The organism is Gardnerella vaginalis, from assembly GCF_001563665.1.
In the GTDB taxonomy this organism is placed as follows: Bacteria; Actinomycetota; Actinomycetes; order Actinomycetales; family Bifidobacteriaceae; genus Bifidobacterium; species Bifidobacterium vaginale_A.
In genome coordinates, this window is record NZ_KQ961857.1 from 218,680 (window position 1) to 243,331 (window position 24,652).

Genomic DNA, 24,652 nt, shown 5'->3' on the forward strand with positions numbered 1-24,652 from the left:
AGAATCACAAGCATCAAAAGCATTACTGGAGTTAGAATTTACTCGCGATTTTGCACTTTCACAGATAAATTTATCTTTAGACATAACTCTCCCAAAAAACTTTTGCAACTCGTGACTACGCTTTACACTTAAGTGACTTAAATCACTTAAGTCACTTAAGTTTCTTCAAACCTTTAGCAATATCACTTATTAGTTAAGCAGTTACTTAAGATCTTTACGGCGGTGGCGAGATATATTCACAGCAAACCCTAATGCAACTAATATTGAAGACAAACTTGCAATATTCAAAACACTATACACGTCACTACCTGTACTTGCCAACTGATCTTTAGACTCTACTTCTTGCTGCTTTTGCTGCTTTTGCTGCTTAACAGAAGTTTCAACTACAGTTGTTTGAGTATTCGTATCAGGTATATACGTTTGTTCACTTGAATTTACTATATCAATATACACAGTAATATTAGCTTTTCGACCGTATTGATCAATAGTAGTAAACGTTACTTCTACTTTCGGCGTTCCATCAACAATCTTAGGAGTGCCGGAAATAGTGCAAGTAGTTCCATTGCAAGAAGGAGTAAGACCGTTAGAACCGTTTGTAATAGGATTAAGTTTGTTAATAACAAAATCATTGCGATCTACTCTAACAATCGTATTACCACTCGAATTATCAGTTAAGTTTGCAAGCGTAAACGTTGCAGGAACGCCTGAAACAGCAGAACTTCTAAATGTAAAGTTCATAGTCTTCATTAGCTCGAAGTTTGCTGTAATAGTGGTTTCATGCTTTGGCTTAGCTGCAGGAATAGCATACAAATCCACACCTGCATCCTTAAAAAGCTTCTTCAAATCTTGCAAAGTCGAACTACGCAAAAGCCTAATTTTAGCTGCAATATCAGGCTTATCATTTTCTTCTGCAATTTGTATAAGAAGCTCGCGCTGTTCTTCCGAAGCGTAATCTTCTTCATTTGCCGTAAAGTCTGGAATCTTCACATCTGGATTAGCAGATTTTATAAGATTCTTGAAAGCTTCCAAAGAAGATTCGTGGCTAGCGCGAATAATACTAGCTACGTAATGTAAGCCGTTAATATCCGCAACCTGAGCTAACGCTTCTTTCTTCTTATCAAAAGTAATCTTGTTATATTCAGCTATGTCTATTCCAGCTTCTCGCATCAAGTTCTTCAAAGCTTCTATTGAAGAACGCTTGGAATTGGAAATTTGCTTAGCAAGCCATGACTTTCCAGCTTCTTTAGCAATTTTTGCAAACAAAGCCTTTTCATGAAGTTGTTCAATGACTTCGTCAACATCAATGCCATTTTTGACAAGCTGATCCTTAATCTTTTGCAAGGAATCATGAGACCCACGAATTTCAGAAGCTAGATCAGTGTTACCCTTTCTTTCAGCAACCTGAGCTAATTCTTCGCGCTTAGCATTGTAGACATTGTAAGCTTCTTGCTCCGCACGACTCTTTCGCGCTTCGTTCAGCATATTTTGCAAAGCAGCAAGCGTAGAGTTACGCGAATCACTGATCAGCTTTGCAACATAGTGCATTCCGTCAATCTTAGCCATTCGAGCCAAAGCTTCTCGTTCTTCTTCTGTAGCCTTACGTTGATCTGCTGGATCTGCTGGAGTCTCAGTCGTGATAGAAGTCCAATTCTTGAACACGTAACCATTATCTGCAAGCACATCTGGAATCGGCATTTGGAAACCATTCGCGTTATTTCGCACCCAATATACTGAAACTGGCTTGTTTCCAGCATTGCCAAGAGGTGATTTTTGCAAACTTCCGCCATCTCCAGCTACATACGTCACCTTCGTATAGTTCTTTTCTATGAACTTAGCTGCAGCAGTGCCTTTAGCTGGCAAATCATTATTTGCAATAACTTTTGGCAAAACGTACACGCGCACAGGCAACTTAGTTGTAACAGTTTTTTGCTTTCCTGTAGTCTTATCAATTTCATCAGTAGGCTTAGTTACATTCACCATAATTGTTGAAATTCCAGGCTTTGAAACATCAACCGTAGAGCTATCATCTATAGATACACTCACTTTAGGGTCAGTGTTATGTACGAGCTTATTAACGTTTGTAATACTCTCACCCACGCCAATAACTGTTTCTGGAATCTTTACATCGTCAACGCTATTTTGCTCAGCAACGAAGATGCGCGGCTTACTGATATTCCAATTGTCATGTAAGAGTATGTTCGACTTATCGCCTCTTGCATTATACATTTGCCACTTTGTAAAACCGGAAAGTTTTGCAGCAGTGTCGCTTGCAACCTTTTGAGCAAACTTAATATTATCTTCTTTATCTTTTCCGTGACGAATATACAGCAATTTTGGCTTATACGAACCGTCAGCCCACGTTCTACCAAATCCTGGAAGGAATATAGTTGCAACGTAACCGTCTGGAATCTCTTCTTGTGTAGAAGCGTCAATTACGTTTTTAACAAGCTTATAATGCGGTACAATATTAGTGTTCCTAGCAAACTTCCTACTAGCAATTTCAGCACTAGAATATAGCTTAACTTTCTGTGGATTAGGCACAGTAGTAGTGCTTGGTGTCATAGCAGCAAATAGTGTCATAACAGGAACTGACGTAGCAGTATTTGTTACAAATGTAGTATCTTCCTGAATCTCCCAGCCTTGGAACTCGTAATGGTAGCCTTTTGCATCGTAATCCTTGCCAATAACCTGCGGCGCGCGAACGCCACTAGCAGAATCCTTATACGCGTAGTACAACGTGCGCGAACCTTCAGCAAATTCACCCTTGCCATTTGGTGACTCAGTATCACTCTTAGCGTTTATAAATTTGACTTCAACATACTTAGTTTTATCAAAAACTAGTTTGCGTTCAGCATTAGCACCAGTTTGGTCAGTACCCTGCGTATTCTCCTTCGGCAAGCTGTCTGGATACATCAACTTATAAAGCACCTTTAAGCGTCCTACAAGTTTATAAGTCTTGTAATCTGCTGCATCATTATACTTGATTGTCACTTTCAAAGGAACAGTGTACAAAGCAGGCTTCTTAAGCATTTTCTGCTTGAACTTATTTTTCTCAGCTTCAGTTGGCAAATCGTATTCGACTTTTATGTCTTCTACTCCATCTTTCAAAGCAGCTTCTGCTTTGAGTTCAGGCATATTAGTTATAAAATCGGTTAGCTTTGGAAGAGAGTCAGCATCATCTTGCACAGCAACCAAGTAATCAGTCTGCACTGCTGGCTCTGTCCAATCCTTTTGATCTGCCACGAACTCTTGGAATGATTCGTTGACTTTCCAGCCGTCTTTCCACTCACCAGTCACGTCAGCAACATCTTTAACTTCAGCAAGTTTCTTACCGTCATTAAGCATGCTGCTTCGTTTCCAGGTGCCAGTAGCATTGGTTAGGTTTTCTTTAAGTCTCACCAAAGCATTAGTAGAGTCGCTAGAGCTGTAAGGAATGTTCGAAATATCAGTGCCCTTCTTTACGTAGAACACTTTAGGACCGCTTGTGCCGTCCTTCCACAATCGCCCTGGAGCAGGCTTAAAGATTGCAACTACAGCATCCTTAGGAACTTCACCACCGTCAGACGAACTCGAGAAGTAGTCGATTCGCTTGTAAACAGCGGTGTAAGTTTTGCCGGAATTATCGTCAACCTTAACATCTTTATAACGACCTTCAGAATCGATATCGTACTTCTGCTCTGGCTTAGGCTCAGCAGGAGTCGGCTGTACAACCTTAGTTGCCCAACCCTTGAACACATAGTGGTAATTATTTTCACTGTGATCCTTACCGAATGCTTGCGGCACGCGGATTCTAACCTGCTTACCTTTATAAACGTACGCAGTAAGCGTAGTTGTTACGTCAGTAGAAGGAGTAGTGCCAGTCGTATCGTGACCAATAATAGTGCCTTCATCATTCTTGCCGGTAAAGGTAATCGGTGCGTACTCTTGTTCATGCTTGCTGCCGTAGTCGCTAGTCTTAAACTTATCCCAATCGCTTTTGTACACCAAGTCTGGCAGCACGCGGTACAGCACTTCAGCTTCAGCAGTGTTGCCCTCAAGCTTCACTTGCACTTTAATCTTGTGCAAGCCTGGAGTGCTGTCGAATGTTGCGCCATCAGCGAATGAGAACGTAGCACCCTCTGGATACTCATCAGCATTCGTTATAAGCTTCTTAGCAGACTCGCCACTTTCAGTACTAATATTCTCAAGTGGCGTAAGCACTTGCGGAGCTGCAGCAACAGGAGCCTTTAGCTTGAATTTAGCAATGTAAATTACTTCAGGGCTGTTCTGCTCTTCGGAGCGAATCGGCAAACGATTTACGCCAGTAGAATACTGAAGCTCCGTAGAACCAGGAGCAGACGAACCGATTTTCGAAGTCCATTCATCAAACTCAAATCCAGGCTTCGCTTCCACTGTTGGAAGTGGCATCTGGTATGCCTTCGTGCCCTTAATTGCGTCATACACAAGAGCAGAGCCGTCAGCTACATTGTTTCCTTGCCAGTCAACAACACTACCCATAGAGCTTTGGTTATCAGCTACTTTGAACACGTAGCGCGTGTAGTGATCCGGACGATGCTGAGCATCATCCTGGCGCTTAAGCACGCGAACATCGTCATATACAAATTTGAATGTATCTTCGCCAATCTGCTTGCCATCTTTGCCAATTCTATACAAAACTTTCTGCTGCGTAGTTCTAGGCATAAAGCCTTCGATCGGCTTGTAGAACGCTACATCGTACTTTCGATTTACAGAGCTGACTTCGCTTTCTGGAAGAAGATCCTTTTCTTTGCCATTCTCAATAGTTACATAGCGAACCCTATACTTGCGCGTATTGTACGTTTGGTACACAAACTCGCCAGTATTATCAGTTTCATCACTCGATGCTTCAAAGCTCGTGAAATGCTTATCCGGGAAGTGCGTTTCATCGCTGTAGACTGCTTCAGCATTGTAGCGCAAATGCTCGCGCAAGCCGGAAACCGTTTGAGTAGAAACGTGGTCTACCATAGCTTTTTTGGCTGTATCATCAGCAGCATTATTATAGTCAGCAAACGTGTAACCAGGCTTTAAGAATATGTGCGTAAAAGTGCCGTTGTAGCGAGTATCCTGAACCCACACTGCTCTAAGCGTTATATCTTCTACTACTTTGTTACCAAAAGCGTAAGGAGTATTAGCTTCTACTACCTCATTGCCCTTTTTAACAAGCTCCCAGCCGTAGAAGTCGAAGCCTTTGCGCACTGGAATTTTAATATCATTTTCGTGAATAGGATCGTTGTGGTTACACATAAACGTTTTAATTACGTTTGGTCCCTCTTTTCCGTCTTCGCCAATCTCATGCATCTGGTAGTCAAGAGTTACAGTGTGCTGAATATTTGTTGGAAGACCCCACGCAGCGTAAAGCTTAATGCCATTGACTGGCACTGTAATATCTTTGTCTTCGCCATTTATAAACCGAGTGCCAGCCTGATCAAGAGCCCAGCCTTTAAACACGTAGTCTTTTGGCAAGTAATCAGGGCGAATGATTGAATAATTAATGCCGTTAAGCGTGAAAGTGTACTTGCCATCTAACTTCTTAGACGTATCGTTAGCATCGTCTTTAGTTACAGAAGCATCGTAAGACGTATCTTTTCCGTATAGCTCTTTGTCTTCGCCCTTCAAATCTTTTTTGCCGCGTTTAGTCAAGCTATACTCGAACGGCAAGCTTTCTATAGCAGCGACATCGCCATCCTTTATAGCATTGCCGTCCGCATTATAAAACTGCACATCGTACGACTGGCGGTTGTATTTAAATACAAGGTAGCCGTTTTCCTCATATTCTTGTGAGTCTTCGCCTCCACCAGCTAAGTGATTACGGAAGCCTACATTGTACTCTTTCTTAAAAGCTTCTTTTACATCATCATCTAGATCATCCCAGTCTTTTTCACCATTTTTTTTATATTCAATAGAATGTGAATATAAATCTGATAATAGCGTATCATCAAAATCATCACTCTCATGTGTCTCTATACGCTTCTCTTTGTCAACAGAGTTAAAACCAGCTATGAATGAAGACTTATGAGGGTATTCCGTGCTACTAGTATCATCTTTGCTATACGAATCTGTTGAAAGCACATAATCGTCATCGCTTATCGTATCACCCTTTTTATGTTTTTTAGCAGAGGCAATACTTTGCTTTTCAATGATTACCTGAATAGGCATAACCTGAGTATTACTGGTATCAGCTGTAATCAGACGCTGATTATCTTTTAACTCGTATGTATTATTTGGATCACTATCAGGATTATCACTAATTTTAAGCTTGTGATTATTACCCACTACACGGAATTTAGGGTCAGCAAATTCTTTTTTAGTAAAACGAAATGGAGGAGTATCACGAAACTCTATTCCCCCTGCATATCCAATACGCCACCCAAGAGAGCCTGTATCATCATTAAAATCTAATTCATTTACATTAGGCCAAATATCAGTAAGACTTTGACCATAACGAACATTTACGCGGTAACCTTTGTGGTTAATTGTATTGTTATCCTCATATTCGTTTACTTCATCATACTTCTCTGAGCAATTGCCGCCGCCAGCATAGCAATAAATAGTTGTTTTGCCGTCTTTGTCTTTTCTTTTTATAGCAGCATTGTTTAAACGCTCAGCATCTTCTGAAGATTTAAGTACAGCAGGCTTAGCAAAAATAAGCTCGTACTCTTTGCGGTCGTAAACTAAATCAAAAGTATTATCTAAGTCGTTAGCAGAAAGCTTATTGCTTGTATTATTAGTATCTTTTGTGAATCTTTTAGTAAGCTTCTTATTCACATGGAAGTAGCGCGTGAATAAATCCTTACCATTGTTTTTAGAATCACCAGGATGCTCAGTATCATACCCTTCTAAGCTTGTTACAGGCGTTTCGTTCATCCAGTTGAACTTTGCAATTAAGCCATCCTTATGGTCAGCATTTTTGCCTTGCAGCTCTTCTCTAGTTAAACCGAGTTCCGGGTCCTCTACATAATCATCTACGCTTGCGCCATTAAGCTTACTAGTATCCTTAGCAACGCCAGCATCATCCATATTATTAAGCGCAACTTCACTGTCTGTCTTAACATTCTTGCGCTCAACAAGACCAACAAAGTCGTAGTTTTTAAGCGAATCCGGATGCTCTTTATCAACCAAATCTGCCTTTTGCACCCACACGTTCACGCGGTAGCTGGTAGTATTGTTCGCTTCCCAATTAGCGCGAAATTGCACATTGTGATCCGGCATCTTATAGTCACCAAGAGAAACAATAGTATTATCAGCATAAAGCGGATCACTCTTTTTGCTAGGATCGACTACAGACCAACCCTTAAACGTGTATCCGCGCTTAGTTGGATCTTTAACTGGTGGTACAAGTTGCTGGTAATACACTTTTTGAGCAGTAACATCCGTGCCACCATCAGTGTCGTAAGTAACATCGTAAGCCTTACGGTAGTAGCGAAGGTTCAAAATCAGCTTGTCGCTTTCACTATCCGAATCCGAAAGCGGTGAGCTAATAAGATTGTGCTCTGGTTCGTAGCCTGGAATATACAAAGCTATAGCGCTCACATCTGAGCCAACAGTGCCAGTAACTTCAGTGACGTGAATAGGATCCCCGTCCTTATATTCGTACTTTTTTGTTACAGGATCCTTCACTCTGTGCTTTGGTATAATAACCTTACCAATACCAAGATTTGCAGCTTCCTTAAACTCGTTCTTATTGTCAATTTGCTGCAACAAGTGACGCACATAGTACTTAGCTGTTTTAGGAGCGTAGTTGATGTTCAACTCGCCGTAGTACTGAATGCCATCGTCTGAACCCGACTGCGAAGACGATGTATTCTGCGAAGTTTGCGCACTATTGTTGCTTTCAACAGCCTGCCTTCTCTTCACAGCGTATTCTTTAATAAGATTTTTGTCTATACGCAAGTAGCGAACAGCATCCGCATCCGTGCCATCGTCAATAACGTACTTGCCTTCGCTGTTTATAATGTAGTACTTGTATGTGCCTGAATGATATACGGACGGGCGGTATCCAGCAGACTTTGGAAGCTTAATATAGTCATACTTGCCATTTTTGCCAAGATTATCGAAGTCGTCTTTATCAATCGTAAGCTCATACGGCTGCACAAGCTGCTTATTCGCAGCGCCACCAATAGTGTAGCGAATTTGCAAATTGTACGTTACTTCCGGCTTTTTGTCGGTTTGTACCTGTTCGTTGGCAGTTTGTTGGTCATCAGCCGTTGGATTCTGCTCATTCGGCTTAATTACCTGGCTATTTGGATCAGTTGCTGTGTTTGTTGCACCAGCGTTTGGAGTGCCAGTGGACGGTGTGCCAGTGGACGGTGTGCCAGCGTTCGATGTAGAAGCAGGTGCAGGAGCTGGAGCAGGTGCTGAAGGCGCAGCGTTTGTATTTTCGCTTGAACTGTTTGTATTTTCGCTTGAGCCGCTTGCATTTGAACCTTGTGTAGTTGGATTTTCTGCACTTTGCCCTTGCGTACCTTGCCCCTGCGTATTGCCATTGCCGTCTGCACTTGGTCTCGCTGTACTTCCAGCATCAGCATTAGATCCTGTACTAGCAGAAATAGGAGCAGATGATGCAGGCGCATTATTTGCAGATGGCTCAGTCGTATTATCTGCAGTGGCATCAGACGTAGATTCAGGCTGCGCGTTTTCACCATTTTCAGGCTTCACACTTGAATTCTGCTCAGTTGTAGGCTGCGCACTTGCTTGCTTATTATCCTCTTTATCCTCTGAATGATTTTCAGACGTATTATTTGCAGCGCGTTGATTCTCAATTGCCCGAGCTTTAAGAGCTTGATTTTCCGCTGAGCGCACAGAGTTCAAAACACGATTATTGTCTAAATCTGTAGAATTATCATCTTGATCAAGATTCTCAACATGCTCATCATTCTTATACAAGTTAGCAAGTTTAGACTGTTTAGCATACTCAAGTTTTTTAGCTTCGATATCTTTGCGAGCAATCTGCACTAATCTCTTAGTTTGTGCGCTCTGATTGCGAACTCCAGCACCCCAGCGAAGCATATTAAGCTCTTTAGATTGAGCGTTATTCTTACCTGCACTGCTAACAATATGAGCCTCGGGAGTTTCATCATGCTTATTAGCTTGTAATGCTGCAGCTGAAACTGTTGGCAGCATCATTGCCAAAGTAGAAGCAACAGCAACGCCTGCAACACCGCGATGTAAAGCACTAGAAGTACTCTCAGACTTAGCTTTTTCAGCCTTGCGGAGTTGCTTTTTGTATGCTTCACTGTGCAAACCTTTACGACCCACCGTTCTTCTCCTTAGAACAACCACTTTTAAAGTAAATAAACACTATACTCTTAAGTTCACTCTATACTTAAGTTCGCTATGCTTAAGTTCGCCATGTTCAAGCCAGTGCGTAACTATAGCCCATACACACTGCACTAGTATACAGTATACATGCAAAAAATAAACATTTGTTTATATTGCACTCACATGTAATAAAATAAATGGTAGCGAATAATTACTAATAACTTAAACATAACATATCGCAAACATGTCCTTGAGTATTATACCTCCCCCCCAAGCATATTTTTGTAAATTATATATTTATATTAATTTTTCAGTAGCAACGAATTGCAACTACGCATGAAATAATCAGCCATACGCAAAATATTTAACTACATACAAAATAATCAACTAAGCATGAAATGTTTAACACAACATGAAATAATTAACCACACATTACAACCCACATGACAACCCACACCATCCACATACATAGCATCTTTACCACACATTACAACCCACATGACAACCCTCATCACAACCCTCATCACAACCCACATCACAACCCACACGGTAACAGCCACACATAACAACCAACGCGTAATAACCCACATCACAACCATGCATCGCAACCCACATGACAACCCACATGACAACCATGCATAAAATGTTGTATTATGAAAAAGTGTGATTTAATGCATAAAAGTTTTGTATTATAACAACGTATAAAATATTTGCATTATAATGACGATTATTTGAAAATTCAAAAGGGGTCGATCGGTTTCGACGGTGATCTGTTCGCCGCGGGGAAGCGTGCCGAGAATGCGAAAGTCCACTCGTAAACGTCCTTTCGCAAAAGAATAAGTGCTAAATCTAATCGCACTGAGTTCGCTCTCGCTGCCTGAGCTTCGCGCCAGGATTAACCAGTGAGCAGCTGCTCCGTTCACCCACTCACGTCTTCGGAGTGGTGCTGAACGTCATTAGAAGACTTGCTTGAATTGCCGAGCTGCAGGGCAATTCAGGGACTTTTACTGTAGATATGCTCGCCATGAATTGTCTGCGATAACATGGGGGCAGAAAAACTGCCGAACGGCAAGCAGACTACGCACGTAGAAGACCGAGGGTACGGTCACCGGACCGGGGTTCAATTCCCCGCGACTCCACAAACGCAATGAGTAAATAAAGAGTCCCGAACAATCGAGGTGTCCGGGACTCACTACCCACTATACTGCAGGCTCATTATGAAATTAGACGCAATAGTATCAGCTATATTCTCACTTGTTATTATCGCTGGAATATGGTGCCATTTTTCGCCTTGGCTTATAACCGGCTGTGCTGTAATCAGTGCCGTATGCGCGTTAGACGCTGGAAGAAAGCGTAAAAAGTAACATGAATGAGCGTTATTTGAGTTATACGGAAGTTGCTAAGCTTATTTGCGTAAAAACTAGTACGCTTGACAACTACGATTTTCCAGATCCAGACGCGTTTATTGGTCGCACTCACGGCTGTAAGGGCGTCCGCCATGCCCCGGACGGCTCGCGTTCCAAGCTTCAATATTCTCACGTTTCCAACCGCGCGCCTTGCCAACCATAGCATCTGGCTCTGGTAAGTTATAATGTGCTAAAGCTCCTTTTGTAACATTTAAATAATTTGCTATATCAGTAAAACTCATGTACGTTATCATTTATCTTCACCTCCAGCTCTATAAGCTAACGCAAGCGATAATACTGCAAACACAATGCCACTTGCATAATTAACAAACGTTGACGCTATAGCAACGCCTAAGAGTGATGCTGCTGAACTTAACACACTCGCAATAATATACAAGTATTTCTTGCTCATAACGTTTTGATGAAGTATCTTGGAAAGTGTGGTTCTAGCCACTACTATTGGTTGGAACCCCTTTTCTTTATCGCTTCTTCTTAAATGTTGCAATGAGTGTTATTACTATTGCTAAGATTTCAAGAATAAGCTTTATGATTTCCAAGATATCTTTCATCATCCTCCTTTCTTCTATTGATTACAATATTATTATAACATAATAATTATAATAAAGTAAAGAAATTCTGATTCCCAAGACACCTCGACTGTTCGAAATTTTATCTAATAATTAAATTCATTCGATAATAAATGTGCGTGCGAGCGTAACTGTTCAGCTAAACTCGCACGCGCAATCTTACCTTCAACAATATTCTGAATCCACTTATATAAAGCATTGTCAAAAGGATTTACACTATCCTCAATATCAAGAATAATCCCATTATTGCGAAGTAAAGCTACACACGTTAATACTGTCGTACGCTTATTCGCATCAGGGAAAATATGATCTTTGGCAAGATGCGTAGCAAAATCAGCAATTTGGTCAAAAATATCCGTATAATTATTTCGATCGGCTGGAGGTCTATCAAAAATAATCGCAAATGAAGAATACAAAACATTTTCAACACTGCCCTGAACTTCTTGCTTAACAGTAGCCAGTCCTTGGCTTGTATCAACAATCTCTCGTTGAATAGAACACACTATTCCTGCGAAGGCAATAATCTGTTCCTCGTCCCAAACAAGAGCATCATACTGGCTCATGCGTCACCAAGGATACGCAAAGTATTTGGATACTGTTTTTTTACAGCATCTACAGCACTAATAAACGTATTTTTCTTAGCAGGATACGAAGTAACATCTGACGATTGCAGAATATTCTGTACAAGAATCGGTTTATTGCGCGATGCATCATACACATTATGCCACGCACCGCCAGCACGATGAGCATAATTTACTAAATCAAACGCATTCATCCAAGCATATTTTTCAACAACAGTATCTACAATGCAATCAGCATACTGGCTGGTTTCATGATTAGGCGCATTGAAAATACGATTTCGCCCAAACTGCTTAAACTCGTTATAAACACTAGGTTCTACAGGACCATATTCCCAAGCTTGAATCTCATCCGTAAACAGCGGACACTCAGGATTATTACGCAACGATTCCACCTGCGCAAAATATACTAGTTTATTCAAAGTGAGATTGGTTAATGCTAGAGTTTTTCCATATCGATCAATAAAAATTGATGCTATATCTAAAGCTTTCATATTTAATCTCCTTTCAACAAACTTATTACACATACAAGAGTAAAATATATTTTAAAGAATATCTTGTTAATATTACCACAAAAACTCAAGATAAGGCGATATTGAGCGCATTGGCACTAAAACGTTATTCTATGAAACTCTTAGAAAAATAAGGCATTAGGGGCTATTAAATGCTAATTCCCCGCGACTCCACAAACGCAAAAACGCCACTGCTCAAACAGTGGCGTTTTTTGTAGCAAAACCCAATGTTACCAACGCCTTAGACTCAAAAGCTTTTAATATTGAAAATAGGGTTATTTCCCAAAATCCAATGCAGTCAACACCTAAATTATTTCCTAAACCAAATGTTTTTAAGAATAACCCAGATTTAGACAATAACTCGTAAAGAACGATACTCCCAAAAACGAAAGCTAGTCATACCCTCAAACCAACTCGTTACGAGCTTAAGGGGTAAGAGGAGCCCTAGCTTTCTATGTAATTACACTATTTGATTCTTCCATGTAATTACACTATTTGATTATATTATTTGATTACGCTTTAAGCAAATTCAACTAGCAAATACAAAATTCAACTAGCTTAATTCAACTAAAACTAACAACTAGCTGAAGTCAACTAAGACCAGCTTAATTCAACTAACAACCAGCTTAATTCAACTAACAACCAGCACACTAACCAAATTCAACTCATGGCTCAAGCGTAATTACAGGATGCAAATCGACCATAGTAACTGTACGTTTCATGGAAGCAACAATAGTTGTAATAGCAATAGCAATTACTCCAAAGATAACTAGCATCCAAATTCCAGAAACTATTTCACTACTATTTTTACCTGCCATAGCCTGACGCAATCCCATAATCGAATACGTCATAGGCAAGTACGGATGAACAGTTCTAAAGAATGATGGCGTCATCTGCACCGGGAATGTTCCTGCAGAACTAGTGATTTGCAACATAAGTAGCACAATAGCAACAATTCTTCCAGGTATCTTAAATACAGACATAATCATTTGCATAATAGCCATAAACACTATAGAGGCAACAATTCCGATCGCATAGAATGCAAAAACGTTGTCGATTTGCAATTTTAACACTCCATGAACAACACCCATAAGAATAACTGCTTGCACAATCGCCATAAACACAAACGGCGTAAGACTTATGAGAGTACTCTTAAATGGATTCATGCCATTTAGTATCGCTCGCCTATCCATAACTCTTAAAACAAAAGTAGCCATAAGAGCACCGACCCAAAGACCGATTGAAATAAAGTAAGGAGCAAATCCAGTTCCATAGTTTTCAACGTGCGAATACTCGTGCTCCTCCAAGGAAACTGGTGCGCTCATCATCTTACTTTTTTGAACAATACCGTTTATTTTTCCAGACTTTTGGGCATTTTTAAGCCCGTCATGCAATTTCTTAGCACCATCAACAAGCTTTGGAGTGTTATCAGATAGCTTCTTAACACCGGAATTAAGCTGATTAGAACCGTTCACTATTTTCGCAGAACCTTGTGCAGCTTCATTCACGCCACTATTTAGCTTCTCACTACCGTTACTTACTTGAGCCAAACCGTCAGCAAGCTTGTTTGTGCCAGCAACTAACTTATTTGAACCAACATTAACTTTCTCCATGCCTTGCATAAGAGCGTCAGCACCGCCCTTTATTTGCAAACTTCCTTGAGAAAGCTTATCTGCTCCAGCGCTTAGAGCTGAAAGATTAGTTTGTAAAAGATTAGAATTTTCGTTCAACCCACTAGCTAAACTTTGCAAAGCTTCAAGCACATCACTCTTAGTTACATCAGAACTTTGAGATACAGTTAGCAAAGCTTTAAGCTGTTCCTTAGCTTGAGCGCTACCTGCTTTAACATGTTCTTCTAATTCATTACTAGAATCAGCAAGCTTTTGAGCTCCTTCATAAAACTCGTCTGTTGCAGCAGATAACTTTTGTGTTCCATCACTCAATTGTTTAGCTCCATTTGCTAAATCCTGAGTTTTTTGAGCTAATAATTGTGCTCCTTCTTTGCTGCGCGCATTTGCATGAGTAAGAGTATCCGCACCTTTTTGAAGCTCTCCTAATCCACTTTGCAATCTTCTAAGCGAAGTAGAAAGTTTATTTGAACCATCAGCAAGCTTATTGATTCCGGCTTGCAAAGATTTTGAACCTTCATGTAATTTGCCAGCACCGTTTGCAGCAACACCAAGCGAATCAGAAGCAGAGTTTACTTTTGTAAACATATGTTCCCAGTATTCTTCCGTAATCGCCTCGCTAATTTCACTACGCATAGTATGAAAAGCTGTTTTGCCAATCTGGGATGCAAGCATATTGCTTGCTTGATCGTATTTCACATGAAGTTTTGCTTTAGTTGGCGTGTCATATTCAGCTGAAGCAATGCACTTACTAAAAGACGATGGAATAGTTGCGACCATAAAGTAATCGCCATTTTTAAGACCTTTATCTGCCTTTGAACTATCTACAAAATTCCATTGAAATCCTTGACTTCCATCTTTTATATTTTCCAAACGATTTTTGATTTCATGCCCAATATTTCGCATTTTTCCGTTAATTACTGCACCGCTATCTTCTACTACAACAGCAACAGGCACAGTATCTAATGTTTTATATGGATTAGTAAACGCCCACAAATAAAGAGAACCATACAAAAGTGGTATTAAAGCTACAGTTCCGATTACTAACTTACGAGCATTTCCTTTTATAGAATTATTAAGCTCACGAAATGCAAGAGAAATAGTATTAGCGCGCATCATTACCACCCTCATTTAACAAATTACGATTATTCACACTATTAGCTTTTACATTGCTTAGTGAAATAATTTGATCTGCTTGTTTTTCTAACTCGCTTTGCAAAACGCTTACAAGACAAGAACAATAATTTTGACTTACATATGAACGAATATCTTTAATAAGCGAATCGCTTTGCTCACTTGTAAGCTCTGACTCAATATTGTCAACAAAAAGCAGAAATGGCTTCTTCAATAGCGCTAATGCTATGCCTAATCTCATGAGTTCACATGGAGTCAACTCTCCCACTTGTGTATTTAGAGGAGAAAGCACTTTCCAGTATGTTAATACATCGCACGCGTATTGTTTGAGTGCAATACAATCTTCAATATTATTTTTGTATTGCTCTCTAAATATTGACGATTTACTTGCAAGTTTTAATTCGCTTATTAACGCTTCCTCTATAGTTTGAGTTTTATAAAAGTCGTTAATTCCAGCAAATAAGCCTAAGCCAACATAGTTTCTAGATTGCATTAAATGGTGAGGAAGATCTATATCCGCAATTTTAAGAGAACCGCTTGTAAATTTCATATATCCGGATAATGTAAGCAATAACGCTGATTTTCCAGAACCATGTTCTCCAGATATTGCAACAATTTGATTAGGCTCTACTTTTAATGAAACGTTACAAAATGGTGATTTTCTAAATCGTTTTAATCCTAATTCTTTCGCTTCTAAAAGCGTTTGTATCTTTTCCATAATAAGCTGTAGATTCATGCATCCAATAGCAATCCAAATATTCAAATTACTATTTGCACGTCTAAGCATTCCTCCTTACTTATAACTAAAACATACATGCAAAATAAACAATGTTGAAACTTTCAAAACATATGCATTTTTCGAATTAGAATATACGCATTTTGTTTTGAAAGTATCAAAATCGCTATCTTGCACATATTTAATTTTTGTTTGATTATTTATTTCAATTCTTAATTTTTTACATACAACCTTAATTCTTGATTTTATTCAATTCTTTTCATAACAATTCATTGTTACACTCAAATAAAATCATTGCATAGTTAAAACCAACTTGTTTTAATAATGCAAAATAACAGTTATTACTAATCGTTTAAATCTATCATTAGCACACTTTTAGAGTACTCTTTTGTACGAACAATATTTACTTTTATTATGGATGTATTTACTACACAAATATTTACTTTTATTATGAATATATTTGATACATCAATATTCACTTTTATTATAGATATATTTACTACACAAATATTCATGCACAGAAAAAATAATCTAAAATGTCAAATAATGTAATTAAAAGCAAGGTATAAATTATCTAGTAGAATAGTAGAAGTGTATCAATATAAATCACGATTAGCTAGCATAACTAACGAGGACACTTAAATGAATGAAGAAGAAATTCGTCAATGGCTTATCAAATGCTTTGGTCCTGTGCAAGGCGAGGAAGCATGGCAACAGCTAAATCAGCTACCTTTTGAAGTACGAAACCAGTTGATGAATCAAAAGCCAGACGATCTTCCTAATCCAGAAGAAGTTCGCACTATGATGCAAGCTTTCAGTGATGGAGGATTAAATTCACCTGTAGAAATGACCGATACACTTCAAAAAGGTCCTATTAACGCTAAACTCGCGCAATCACTAGCTTTACAGCAAGCTACAGGAGACAATAGTTCAGTTAATGCAGATGTAGCAGACGGGCTAAGAAGATCAATAAGTAAAGCAAATTTATGGCTAGATATAACGACCAATTTTAATCCTGCTCCAGGTAATCCCGATATTCTTTCGCGCGGAAATTGGGTTGAAGGAACTATTGAATCATGGATTAAATTTGCTACTCCTGTTGCGCGCGCTATAAGCGATGCTTTTACTTCAGTTATTGCAAATCGCTTTTCAGATATTGACGATGCTGAAATTTCTGGAGTTTTTGCCGGAGTTGTACCTATCCCCCTGCCAAAAGGAATGAATAATCCAGTACAACTTATGAAATTGCTAGCAAACACAAGCTTTGCAATGCAACTGGGTTCTGCTGCTGGAGCTTTATCTCACGAAGTACATGGAAGTTTTGATCAAGGTATTGCACTATTAAAGAATCCAGCAGGCGGATTAATACCATATAATTGCATTGATTACGCTAAAGTTTGGGGATTAAATACTACAGAAGTAATGGATTATCTTGCTTTACGAGAATTAGCTCACGCTAGATTATTTGCTTCAGTTCCTTGGCTTATGACACGTTTTGAAGCGCTAATAATTAAGTATTCTAATGGAATAAATATTGATTTAGATGCAATGGAAGATCAATTACGCGATGTAGATCCAATGAATCCTGAAGCAATTAGCGGAGCTGTTAATCTTTCTAAAGTTGGAAATAACGATTCAGATGAACAAAAACAAGCTTTGAAAAGTTTTGAAACTTTATTAGCTTTAACAGAAGGATGGGTTGATTGCGTAACGTGGAGAGCAGGAATGGCTCACATTCCTCACATAGATCAATTACGCGAAATGACAAGACGCGAACGAGCTGCAGGAGGTCCTGCAGAAGTGACTTTTGAATCATTGCTTGGACTTAATCTAAGACCTAAGCGCATGCGCGAGGCAGCTGATTTGTGGGAAAAAATCACCCAAGAAAATGGAATAGAAAAACGCGATTCCTTGTGGGCTCATCCAGATTTATTGCCAGAATTGCATGAAAACGATTCTCTGACTAATTCAACTGATTCAACTAATTCAACTAATTCGCAATCTGAGATTTCTTCTAACGATGAAAACGATTTACAAATATCTAATATCGATCCAAAAAACGAAAATACAAATTGCGAAAATCACAATAACACAGAAAACAACACAGATAACAACACAGATACAAATGCAAATGATATAAATAATTCTGAAAGTATTACAGATCTAAATGAAGATAAAAAGGAAAAAGATTCTGAAAATCTAAAAGACCTGAAAGACTTGAAAGACTTGGATAACCTGGATTCAATCAATTGGGATGATGAATTAAGTAAGCTATTAGAAAATATGAATTCCGAAAAGAACGATAACAATAATTCAGATCCTAATAATTCAGATTCTAATAATTGCGCCAATAAGAATCTTGATAACAATAACAATGATAATAATAATGACAGCAAAAGCGAAAATAAAGACGACAACAACCTAGAATAGTGACAGTGATAACAATGTTGACTAAAAAGCAAAAATTGCGAAATCACTAGCACTATATCAGCACAACACATGAACACAGCGAGCGCAAGAAGAATAGTGGATTTTTATACAAAATTAAGACATTCAATGCCTAATAAATAATTCTTAAAACTTGCGTTCAAAGTTCAAGACATTTAAGAATTCAAGACATTTAAGAATTCAAAGTTCAGTGCGCTCAAAAATTTACGATAAGAATCTACTTGGACTACGTGTTGCTCCAACGTCAAGTTCTCTACGTAAAGCATACGAAAGCTGAAGCGTCTTTTCTGCTCTTGTAATAGCTACATACATAAGTCGCCGCTCTTCTTCAAGATTTTCGCTATTTTCATCACATGTACCAAAAGGTATAAGCCCATCTGAACATCCAATAATGAATACGTGTTTAAATTCAAGACCTTTAGACGCATGTATAGTGGACACATTCACAGGTATTTGCATACGCGATTCTTCACTATGTGGAACGCTATTCATTATTTCTGAAACACTTAAAGGCAAATCTGGAATTTGCAAATTTTCACTAGCGCTTTCACCAGAATTTACGCCATTATTTTCACCAGAATTTACGCCAGAATCCTCACTAACACTTTCACTATTGCTTTCACTATTGCTCTCACTATTGCTTTCACTATTGCTCTCACTAGAATTCTCGTAATCACGCAATTCAGCATTATCTAATACAGTTCTTTGAACACTCATGTCGTTACGAACTTTAACACTCAAACCAATATTTCGTAACATATTGCATACAACATCTTGCTGAGCATTAGTTCGAGTCAATATTGCACAATCACTTGGCACAACTTTATCATCACGGACCATGCACATAATAGTTTGAGCAACAGCTAACGCTTCATCTTTATCGCTAAGAAAAACTTTCTTAGAAATACGTTTTCCACCTTTACTTAAAGCACGCATCTTAACGTAATCTTTCGAATAATCAGATGCTGAAAGCACACGATTAGCTAATCCAACAATTCTCTCAGTAGATCGATAATCTGTGTCTAAACTAATATCCGCATTAAGAGGTGCAAATTCTTTTGGAAATTGCAATAAATCGTAACTACTCGCACCAGCAAATGAATAAATCGTCTGAGCAGGATCACCAACTACGCAAATATTTCTGTTTTCGCCCAACCACAATCGTAAAAGTTCATGCTGCAGCGGAGAAACATCCTGATATTCATCAACTGTAAGCCATTTAATAGAATCACGTATTTTACGAGCAGCTTGAGGAAAAGCATCAATAATATGGCAATCAAGCAATAATAAATCATTAAAATCTATAAAATTATTATTATTTTTTTCTCTTTCATATGATTCATATATATCAATAAATTTTTGAGCCTCCAGCCCAGCAGGCACAGTTCGATGCATTATAGAGCAAACTTTTTCGTAATCTTTAGGCGCTACAAGAGATACTTTTGCCCAATTTATTTCCGACATAATATCCCTAATATAAACAGGAGGAATATCAGATAATCCTTCACATTTAGACGCTGCTATTCGCAATATATTACGTGGATTGGCAATTACATTCGGAAAAGGAGCAGAACACACATCATCCCATACTCTACGTATTTGTTGTAATGCTGCTGAATGAAAAGTTGAAACTCGAGCGCCACTACTTACGCCTAAACTATCTAACCTATCTCTCATTTCTTGAGCTGCTTTTACAGAAAAAGTAACTGCTAACACTCCTTTAGAATCCCATTGATTAGTAGCACAAGCATAAGCAATTCTTCTAGTAATAGTACGAGTTTTACCAGCTCCAGCGCACGCAATAATACGCACTGGTCCATGTATTGACATAGCTGCAGCACGTTGATTATCATCTAAACCTTGCAATAATAAATCAGGCTCTTGCGTAAAACTCATACTTATATTGTGACAGAAATTCTAGCCATATAAAAATTTTTATTACTATTGTGGTCAGAAGTTCATAATATTTGAAGTCAATAATATCTATGGTTAAACGTACTTGTAGTTCATAATATTTGTAGTTCATCATACTAGACAGAAACTAAACATATTGCTCAGAAGATCAATAAAATAATCATACTTATAAGAAGCTAATAATCAAGCTAACAATATTTACGAAAGACTAACAATCAAGCTAACAATCAAGCTAACAATATTGATACAAAATTTATAAAAGTTGTCAAAAACTGTCGCATTTCGTTACTTTGTATTACTGTGGGAGTGTGACACAGTTAAGTAGATTCAAGTTAGCAGCATTGGCCTCATCGGTCATGCCAGAAGTACAGTTCGCTGGAACCCGCAAAAGCGAGCAGGCAAACGCCACTGATGCCGCTGCGGGAATCTCCCATGCAGTTATACAAGATGTTTCAGGACGCCTTTACGACATCTTCGTTAGCACAGAAACACAGGGTCGTCATAGATTGCGAGATCGCGCAAGAGCAGCATGGGCATTACAACAAACTAAGGGATTAGCTGCACTGGGATTTGCATACGATCAGATGTTGAATTTTTACCCTGGAGCATTGCACAAACCTAGCGAAAACAATTCTCAAAATGAAGATTCTCAAACTAATTCTTCTAATTTTAATTACGAAATTATGCAAGGATTAGGTAAAAAACTTAATAATGAAGAACCTACTGTGCTAATTTGCTCACATCTAAATGGATGTGCAAGAGAATTAAATCTACTTACAACTGACGATTGCACTAATGTTGGAACAGCTTTAGGAGCAATACACAGGCTTCGTCCAACTTTCCTTCAAAGAGCAAAATATCCTTCATTTACTACAGGAAATATTAGAGCACAACTTACAGGATGGATTAAACGCTTGAGAGCTGCTGGTCACATTCCTTCAGAAATCACAGATAGTTGGTCTAGAGTATTAGAAACAGAAGGATTATGGTCATTTGACACTTGTCCTGTACATGGCGGATTTTGTGACGGTGACTTTCTATTTTCAGGCTCTACTATTAGCGCAATAACCAATTGGCAGAGCATGCAAATTAACGATCCAGCAAGAGATTTAGCTTGGATTTTCGCAAAGTTAAATGAGCAAAAACGCAATGCTTTACTTTCTGCATACGGGCGCGTTAGAGGATCTCATTTAGATAGTCTTATAATGCTTCGCGCAAACTTATGGCTTCAAATGGAACAAGTCGGAGATTTTATACAAGCTTTGCAACATGCAGATAATGCTGGAATAATGCGATTCAAAGCTCAAGTTGAACGACTTGCACATGAACTTATGCGTATAAATAGCTCTAAAACATCGAAAACATCTAATGCAAGTAGATCTAAGCTCGACTCGACTATTACAGTCGGCGATTTAGTAAACGATGATACTTATTCATCTGAACGCAAAACTCAAGTAGCTTCTAAATCTTCAGCAACTCAATCTATTGGTGACAATACTGAAGAAAGCGATATAACACTTGAAGGACATACTCAAGTTAAAGATCCTACTAACGAGAACGTGGTTCAAATAGACGATAGCACAAATGAGTCTTGCGCATCTAAAACATCTGCTACAAAATCGCAAAATGAACAACATTTAGCTAATCAATCGCAATCCTCTAATCAAGCTAACACTACTTCTAATAACTACGATGATATTGCAACACAAGTTATAACAAATATTAAAAATAGCGAAAGCAGTAGCAATAGCGATATCGAAAGCAATAGCGAAAATTCCAGTGATAGCGATAATGGAAATAACAGCAAAATTTCAAAAAATCAAAATAATAATGAAGAAAATTCCAAAAAACACAATTATAAAGAAAAAGAAAAATTAACTGAAACAAAAAGTGAAGTAACAGACGATGCGCCTGAAACTGTTGCAATCCCATTGCTTGAACGCGAAGAGCGCGCAATGAGAGATGCTAAGGCGGATTTAGATGAATAGAAGGAGATTAATATGCGAGTAGTACTTGGAGTAAAAAACAGTTCTGATTCTATTGACTTTGAAACTGAACAAAGCGCAGAAGAAGTGCGAAATATAATCGCAAATGCTAATGTAGATTCAATGATTGAGCTTACAGATAACAATAATCGCAAGATTCTTATGCAAAAAGAGTTCCTATCTTATGCTCTTATCGGAGATACGCCAAAGCATACTGTTGGATTTGGCGCACTGAACTAGTTTATTAACAAATCACATAATAATCCTGTAGCTTTTATAAAAGGCTATAGGATTATTTACTAAGTAAGTTAAGTATAGATTGTGTACTAGTGAGGTGTGGGAAATACTTAACGAACAATAAAAAGCGAAACGGTATTTTGAATAAGTTACACCTGATCCAAGCTATTTATAAAACTAAAGTAAGCTAAAATCTAGCTTTTACTACTACAAGCAATAACATTTGATAATGCGTAAAAAGTTGAAGCTCCTGTGAGGTAAGGTAATTCCCACGCCTTACAACAACAGTCATATTTTGTAAAAAAATCCTATAGCATTATTTACAAACTCACTACCATTTTGCTGTTTTGTGAGTAGTGGGAATTACTTATATCTTTATCTGCTATATTTTATATCCGCGATTTAATATTTCATCTACTACTTTTCGGCTAGTTTTTTCCTCCCCAAGAAGATTCGGCTTGCCTTTTCCGTGCCAATCTGATCCTCCTGTAACAATCAAATTTAGTTCGTTTGCTAATCCTAATAGACGCTGACGTTGAGTCAAAGAATTACCTCGATGATAAACTTCTAAACCGTCAAGACCTGAGAAAGCATAAGCAGTAATTTGATCGTCTGAAAGTAAAAGTGAATTTCTACTATAATCTGCTGGATGCGCGATTATAATCACTCCTCCTGCATGTTTGATTGCGTCAATAACTTCATAAACTGTCGGCGAAGGCGTAGGAATATAATACGGTCCACACGGTGAAACCGGTCCGGAAAATGCTTGTGAGCGTGTTTTGAAAATTCCTGCAGCAACAAGCGCGTCTGCAATATGCGGTCTGCCAATTGTTGTAAGCTCTCCATAACTAGCTTGAGATAACACATCTTCCCAAGTAATCGGATAATCTTTACTCATTCGTTCAACCATTGCACGAGTGCGTTCTATTCTACGTTTCCTCGTAGTTTCAAACATTTTCTTTACATAATCATCTTGAGGATTATATTGATAAGCTAACATATGAACTGAAATACCGTAATCTTCTGCTGTAATTTCAGAACCATATAAAACTGGCATATTAGCAGCGTTAGCAGCTTTACGGAAATCATCCCATCCTGCTGACGTATCATGATCTGTAATGGCAACACCCTCAATATTAAGATTTTTAGCAATATTTATTAAACTTTGCGGAGTCTGCGTTCCATCAGAATATGTTGTGTGACAATGCAAATCCCATCCGCAAGAGTTGCAATCATCCGTAGAATCATTTGCGCAATCGTTTACGCAATCGTTTACGCAATCGTTTACGCAATCATTAGAAGATTTTTCTTCTTGCGAATAATCTTTAGAAAATTTATTGTTACTAACAATTACAGTCATATAACTATCGTAGACTGTAGTATGTAAACTTTTATACACAATGTAGCGTAATTCTAACAATTTTACGAGGAAACATATGCAGCAAACTAATTTAATTGAAGAAAAAGAGAATAATAATACTCAATTTATCGGCTGGCGGCATACTAACATATGGACTTACGGGATTATGTTCATTGTTTCTGCAATAGCGTTATTAACATCACTTATTCTTTCATCAGAAACGTTAGCTTTAGCAAGAGCACCTCACTCAAAACTTGCTTGCGATGTTAGCGGAGCAATATCTTGTTCAAAAGTAGCTCAAACTTGGCAAGCAGAATTCATACATTTTGGAGAATTAAGTTTCCCAAACTCATTCTTTGGTATCGCTGCAGAAGCAATATTTCTTACGATCGCAATAATCGGTTTAGCTAAAATGAAATTCCCAAAATGGCTTGCATCAGCTTCTTGGTTAGGAGGATTATTCGCGCTTTTATACGCTTATTGGCTGTTTTCTCAATCACTATTCGTAATCAACGTATTATGCCCATGGTGTTTAGTATTGATGTTCTCAACTACAGTGCAATTTATTTCCCTTTCTCATGCAACTATATGTGTTCAAGAAGTAGGATTGCGCGCGGCTCCATGGTTAAAATCATATTACCGATTGCATTATGATTTAATGCTTGATGCTGTGTGGATTATGGTATTAGTTACTTTGATTTTTGCAACTCACGGTAGTGAAATTATAGCTTTGTTTACGAAGTAATTACCACTACTCACAAAACAGCAAAACAGTAGTGAGTTTGTAAATAATCCTATAGGATTTTTACTAAGTAAGTTAAGTATAGATTGTGTACTAGTGAGGTGTGGGA

The 24,652-nt window shown here is 38.4% G+C and carries 13 protein-coding genes and 1 other RNA gene; 5 read left to right on the forward strand and 9 right to left on the reverse strand.

Annotated features, from left to right (window positions below; all coding sequences use genetic code 11):
• Positions 1-201 precede the first annotated feature (201 nt).
• The gene (locus HMPREF3230_RS02815) at positions 202-9,273 is read right to left on the reverse strand and encodes an InlB B-repeat-containing protein (protein ID WP_075523444.1); all 9,072 of its coding nucleotides are present in this window, start codon (positions 9,271-9,273) and stop codon (positions 202-204) included.
• A 748-nt stretch (positions 9,274-10,021) separates the two neighbouring features.
• Here HMPREF3230_RS02815 and ssrA point away from each other — a divergent pair.
• Positions 10,022-10,418, forward strand: a transfer-messenger RNA (tmRNA) gene (gene ssrA, locus HMPREF3230_RS02825).
• Between the two features lie 320 nt (positions 10,419-10,738).
• Here ssrA and HMPREF3230_RS02830 read toward each other — a convergent pair.
• From HMPREF3230_RS02830 to HMPREF3230_RS02855, 6 genes are all read right to left on the reverse strand, one after another.
• Positions 10,739-10,936 (reverse strand): transcriptional regulator, encoded by a 198-nt coding sequence (locus HMPREF3230_RS02830; protein ID WP_075523446.1) that lies wholly within the window; start codon positions 10,934-10,936, stop codon positions 10,739-10,741.
• Positions 10,933-11,094, reverse strand: a complete 162-nt coding sequence (locus HMPREF3230_RS02835; RefSeq protein WP_155642880.1) for a hypothetical protein — start codon at positions 11,092-11,094, stop codon at positions 10,933-10,935. The genes HMPREF3230_RS02830 and HMPREF3230_RS02835 overlap by 4 nt, the downstream gene beginning before the upstream one ends.
• A 261-nt stretch (positions 11,095-11,355) precedes the next feature.
• Entirely contained in the window at positions 11,356-11,832 is a 477-nt protein-coding gene (locus HMPREF3230_RS02840) for a Fic family protein (RefSeq protein ID WP_075523448.1), read from the reverse strand.
• Entirely contained in the window at positions 11,829-12,341 is a 513-nt protein-coding gene (locus tag HMPREF3230_RS02845) for a Panacea domain-containing protein (protein ID WP_004574988.1), read from the reverse strand. Before HMPREF3230_RS02845 ends, HMPREF3230_RS02840 begins: the two co-directional genes overlap by 4 nt.
• Positions 12,342-13,024: 683 nt before the next feature.
• Entirely contained in the window at positions 13,025-15,103 is a 2,079-nt protein-coding gene (locus tag HMPREF3230_RS02850; RefSeq protein ID WP_075523474.1) for a YhgE/Pip domain-containing protein, read from the reverse strand.
• Positions 15,093-15,839 (reverse strand): ATP-binding cassette domain-containing protein, encoded by a 747-nt coding sequence (locus tag HMPREF3230_RS02855; protein WP_075523473.1) that lies wholly within the window; start codon positions 15,837-15,839, stop codon positions 15,093-15,095. The genes HMPREF3230_RS02850 and HMPREF3230_RS02855 overlap by 11 nt, the downstream gene beginning before the upstream one ends.
• 660 nt (positions 15,840-16,499) lie before the next feature.
• On the opposite strand from HMPREF3230_RS02855, the gene HMPREF3230_RS02860 reads away from it, so the two are divergent.
• Entirely contained in the window at positions 16,500-18,287 is a 1,788-nt protein-coding gene (locus tag HMPREF3230_RS02860) for a zinc-dependent metalloprotease (protein WP_075523449.1), read from the forward strand.
• A gap of 222 nt (positions 18,288-18,509) precedes the next feature.
• On the opposite strand, the gene HMPREF3230_RS02865 is transcribed toward HMPREF3230_RS02860, so the two are convergent.
• Complete coding sequence (locus tag HMPREF3230_RS02865) at positions 18,510-20,201, reverse strand: ATP-dependent helicase (protein WP_075523450.1); 1,692 nt, start codon at positions 20,199-20,201, stop codon at positions 18,510-18,512.
• A 374-nt stretch (positions 20,202-20,575) separates the two neighbouring features.
• On the opposite strand from HMPREF3230_RS02865, the gene HMPREF3230_RS02870 reads away from it, so the two are divergent.
• Positions 20,576-22,207: a phosphotransferase gene (locus HMPREF3230_RS02870; protein WP_075523451.1), complete on the forward strand. Its 1,632-nt coding sequence runs from the start codon at positions 20,576-20,578 to the stop codon at positions 22,205-22,207.
• A 12-nt stretch (positions 22,208-22,219) separates the two neighbouring features.
• Positions 22,220-22,444, forward strand: a complete 225-nt coding sequence (locus tag HMPREF3230_RS02875) for a DUF3107 domain-containing protein (protein ID WP_075523452.1) — start codon at positions 22,220-22,222, stop codon at positions 22,442-22,444.
• A 379-nt stretch (positions 22,445-22,823) separates the two neighbouring features.
• Here the strand turns inward: HMPREF3230_RS02875 and HMPREF3230_RS02880 are convergent, their stop codons facing one another.
• Positions 22,824-23,801 (reverse strand): PHP domain-containing protein, encoded by a 978-nt coding sequence (locus HMPREF3230_RS02880; protein WP_082266248.1) that lies wholly within the window; start codon positions 23,799-23,801, stop codon positions 22,824-22,826.
• Between the two features lie 76 nt (positions 23,802-23,877).
• Between HMPREF3230_RS02880 and HMPREF3230_RS02885 the strand changes: the two genes are divergently transcribed.
• The gene (locus HMPREF3230_RS02885; protein ID WP_075523453.1) at positions 23,878-24,546 is read left to right on the forward strand and encodes a vitamin K epoxide reductase family protein; all 669 of its coding nucleotides are present in this window, start codon (positions 23,878-23,880) and stop codon (positions 24,544-24,546) included.
• Positions 24,547-24,652: the final 106 nt, after the last annotated feature.

Bases quoted from the DNA above. Each gene is read 5' to 3' on its own strand.
- HMPREF3230_RS02830 (WP_075523446.1), bottom strand. From the start codon at position 10,936: ATGATAACGTACATGAGTTTTACTGATATAGCAAATTATTTAAATGTT.
- HMPREF3230_RS02835 (WP_155642880.1), bottom strand. From the start codon at position 11,094: ATGAGCAAGAAATACTTGTATATTATTGCGAGTGTGTTAAGTTCAGCA.
- HMPREF3230_RS02840 (WP_075523448.1), bottom strand. From the start codon at position 11,832: ATGAGCCAGTATGATGCTCTTGTTTGGGACGAGGAACAGATTATTGCC.
- HMPREF3230_RS02845 (WP_004574988.1), bottom strand. From the start codon at position 12,341: ATGAAAGCTTTAGATATAGCATCAATTTTTATTGATCGATATGGAAAA.
- HMPREF3230_RS02850 (WP_075523474.1), bottom strand. From the start codon at position 15,103: ATGCGCGCTAATACTATTTCTCTTGCATTTCGTGAGCTTAATAATTCT.
- HMPREF3230_RS02855 (WP_075523473.1), bottom strand. From the start codon at position 15,839: ATGGAAAAGATACAAACGCTTTTAGAAGCGAAAGAATTAGGATTAAAA.
- HMPREF3230_RS02860 (WP_075523449.1), top strand. From the start codon at position 16,500: ATGAATGAAGAAGAAATTCGTCAATGGCTTATCAAATGCTTTGGTCCT.
- HMPREF3230_RS02865 (WP_075523450.1), bottom strand. From the start codon at position 20,201: ATGAGTTTTACGCAAGAGCCTGATTTATTATTGCAAGGTTTAGATGAT.
- HMPREF3230_RS02870 (WP_075523451.1), top strand. From the start codon at position 20,576: ATGCCAGAAGTACAGTTCGCTGGAACCCGCAAAAGCGAGCAGGCAAAC.
- HMPREF3230_RS02875 (WP_075523452.1), top strand. From the start codon at position 22,220: ATGCGAGTAGTACTTGGAGTAAAAAACAGTTCTGATTCTATTGACTTT.
- HMPREF3230_RS02880 (WP_082266248.1), bottom strand. From the start codon at position 23,801: ATGACTGTAATTGTTAGTAACAATAAATTTTCTAAAGATTATTCGCAA.
- HMPREF3230_RS02885 (WP_075523453.1), top strand. From the start codon at position 23,878: ATGCAGCAAACTAATTTAATTGAAGAAAAAGAGAATAATAATACTCAA.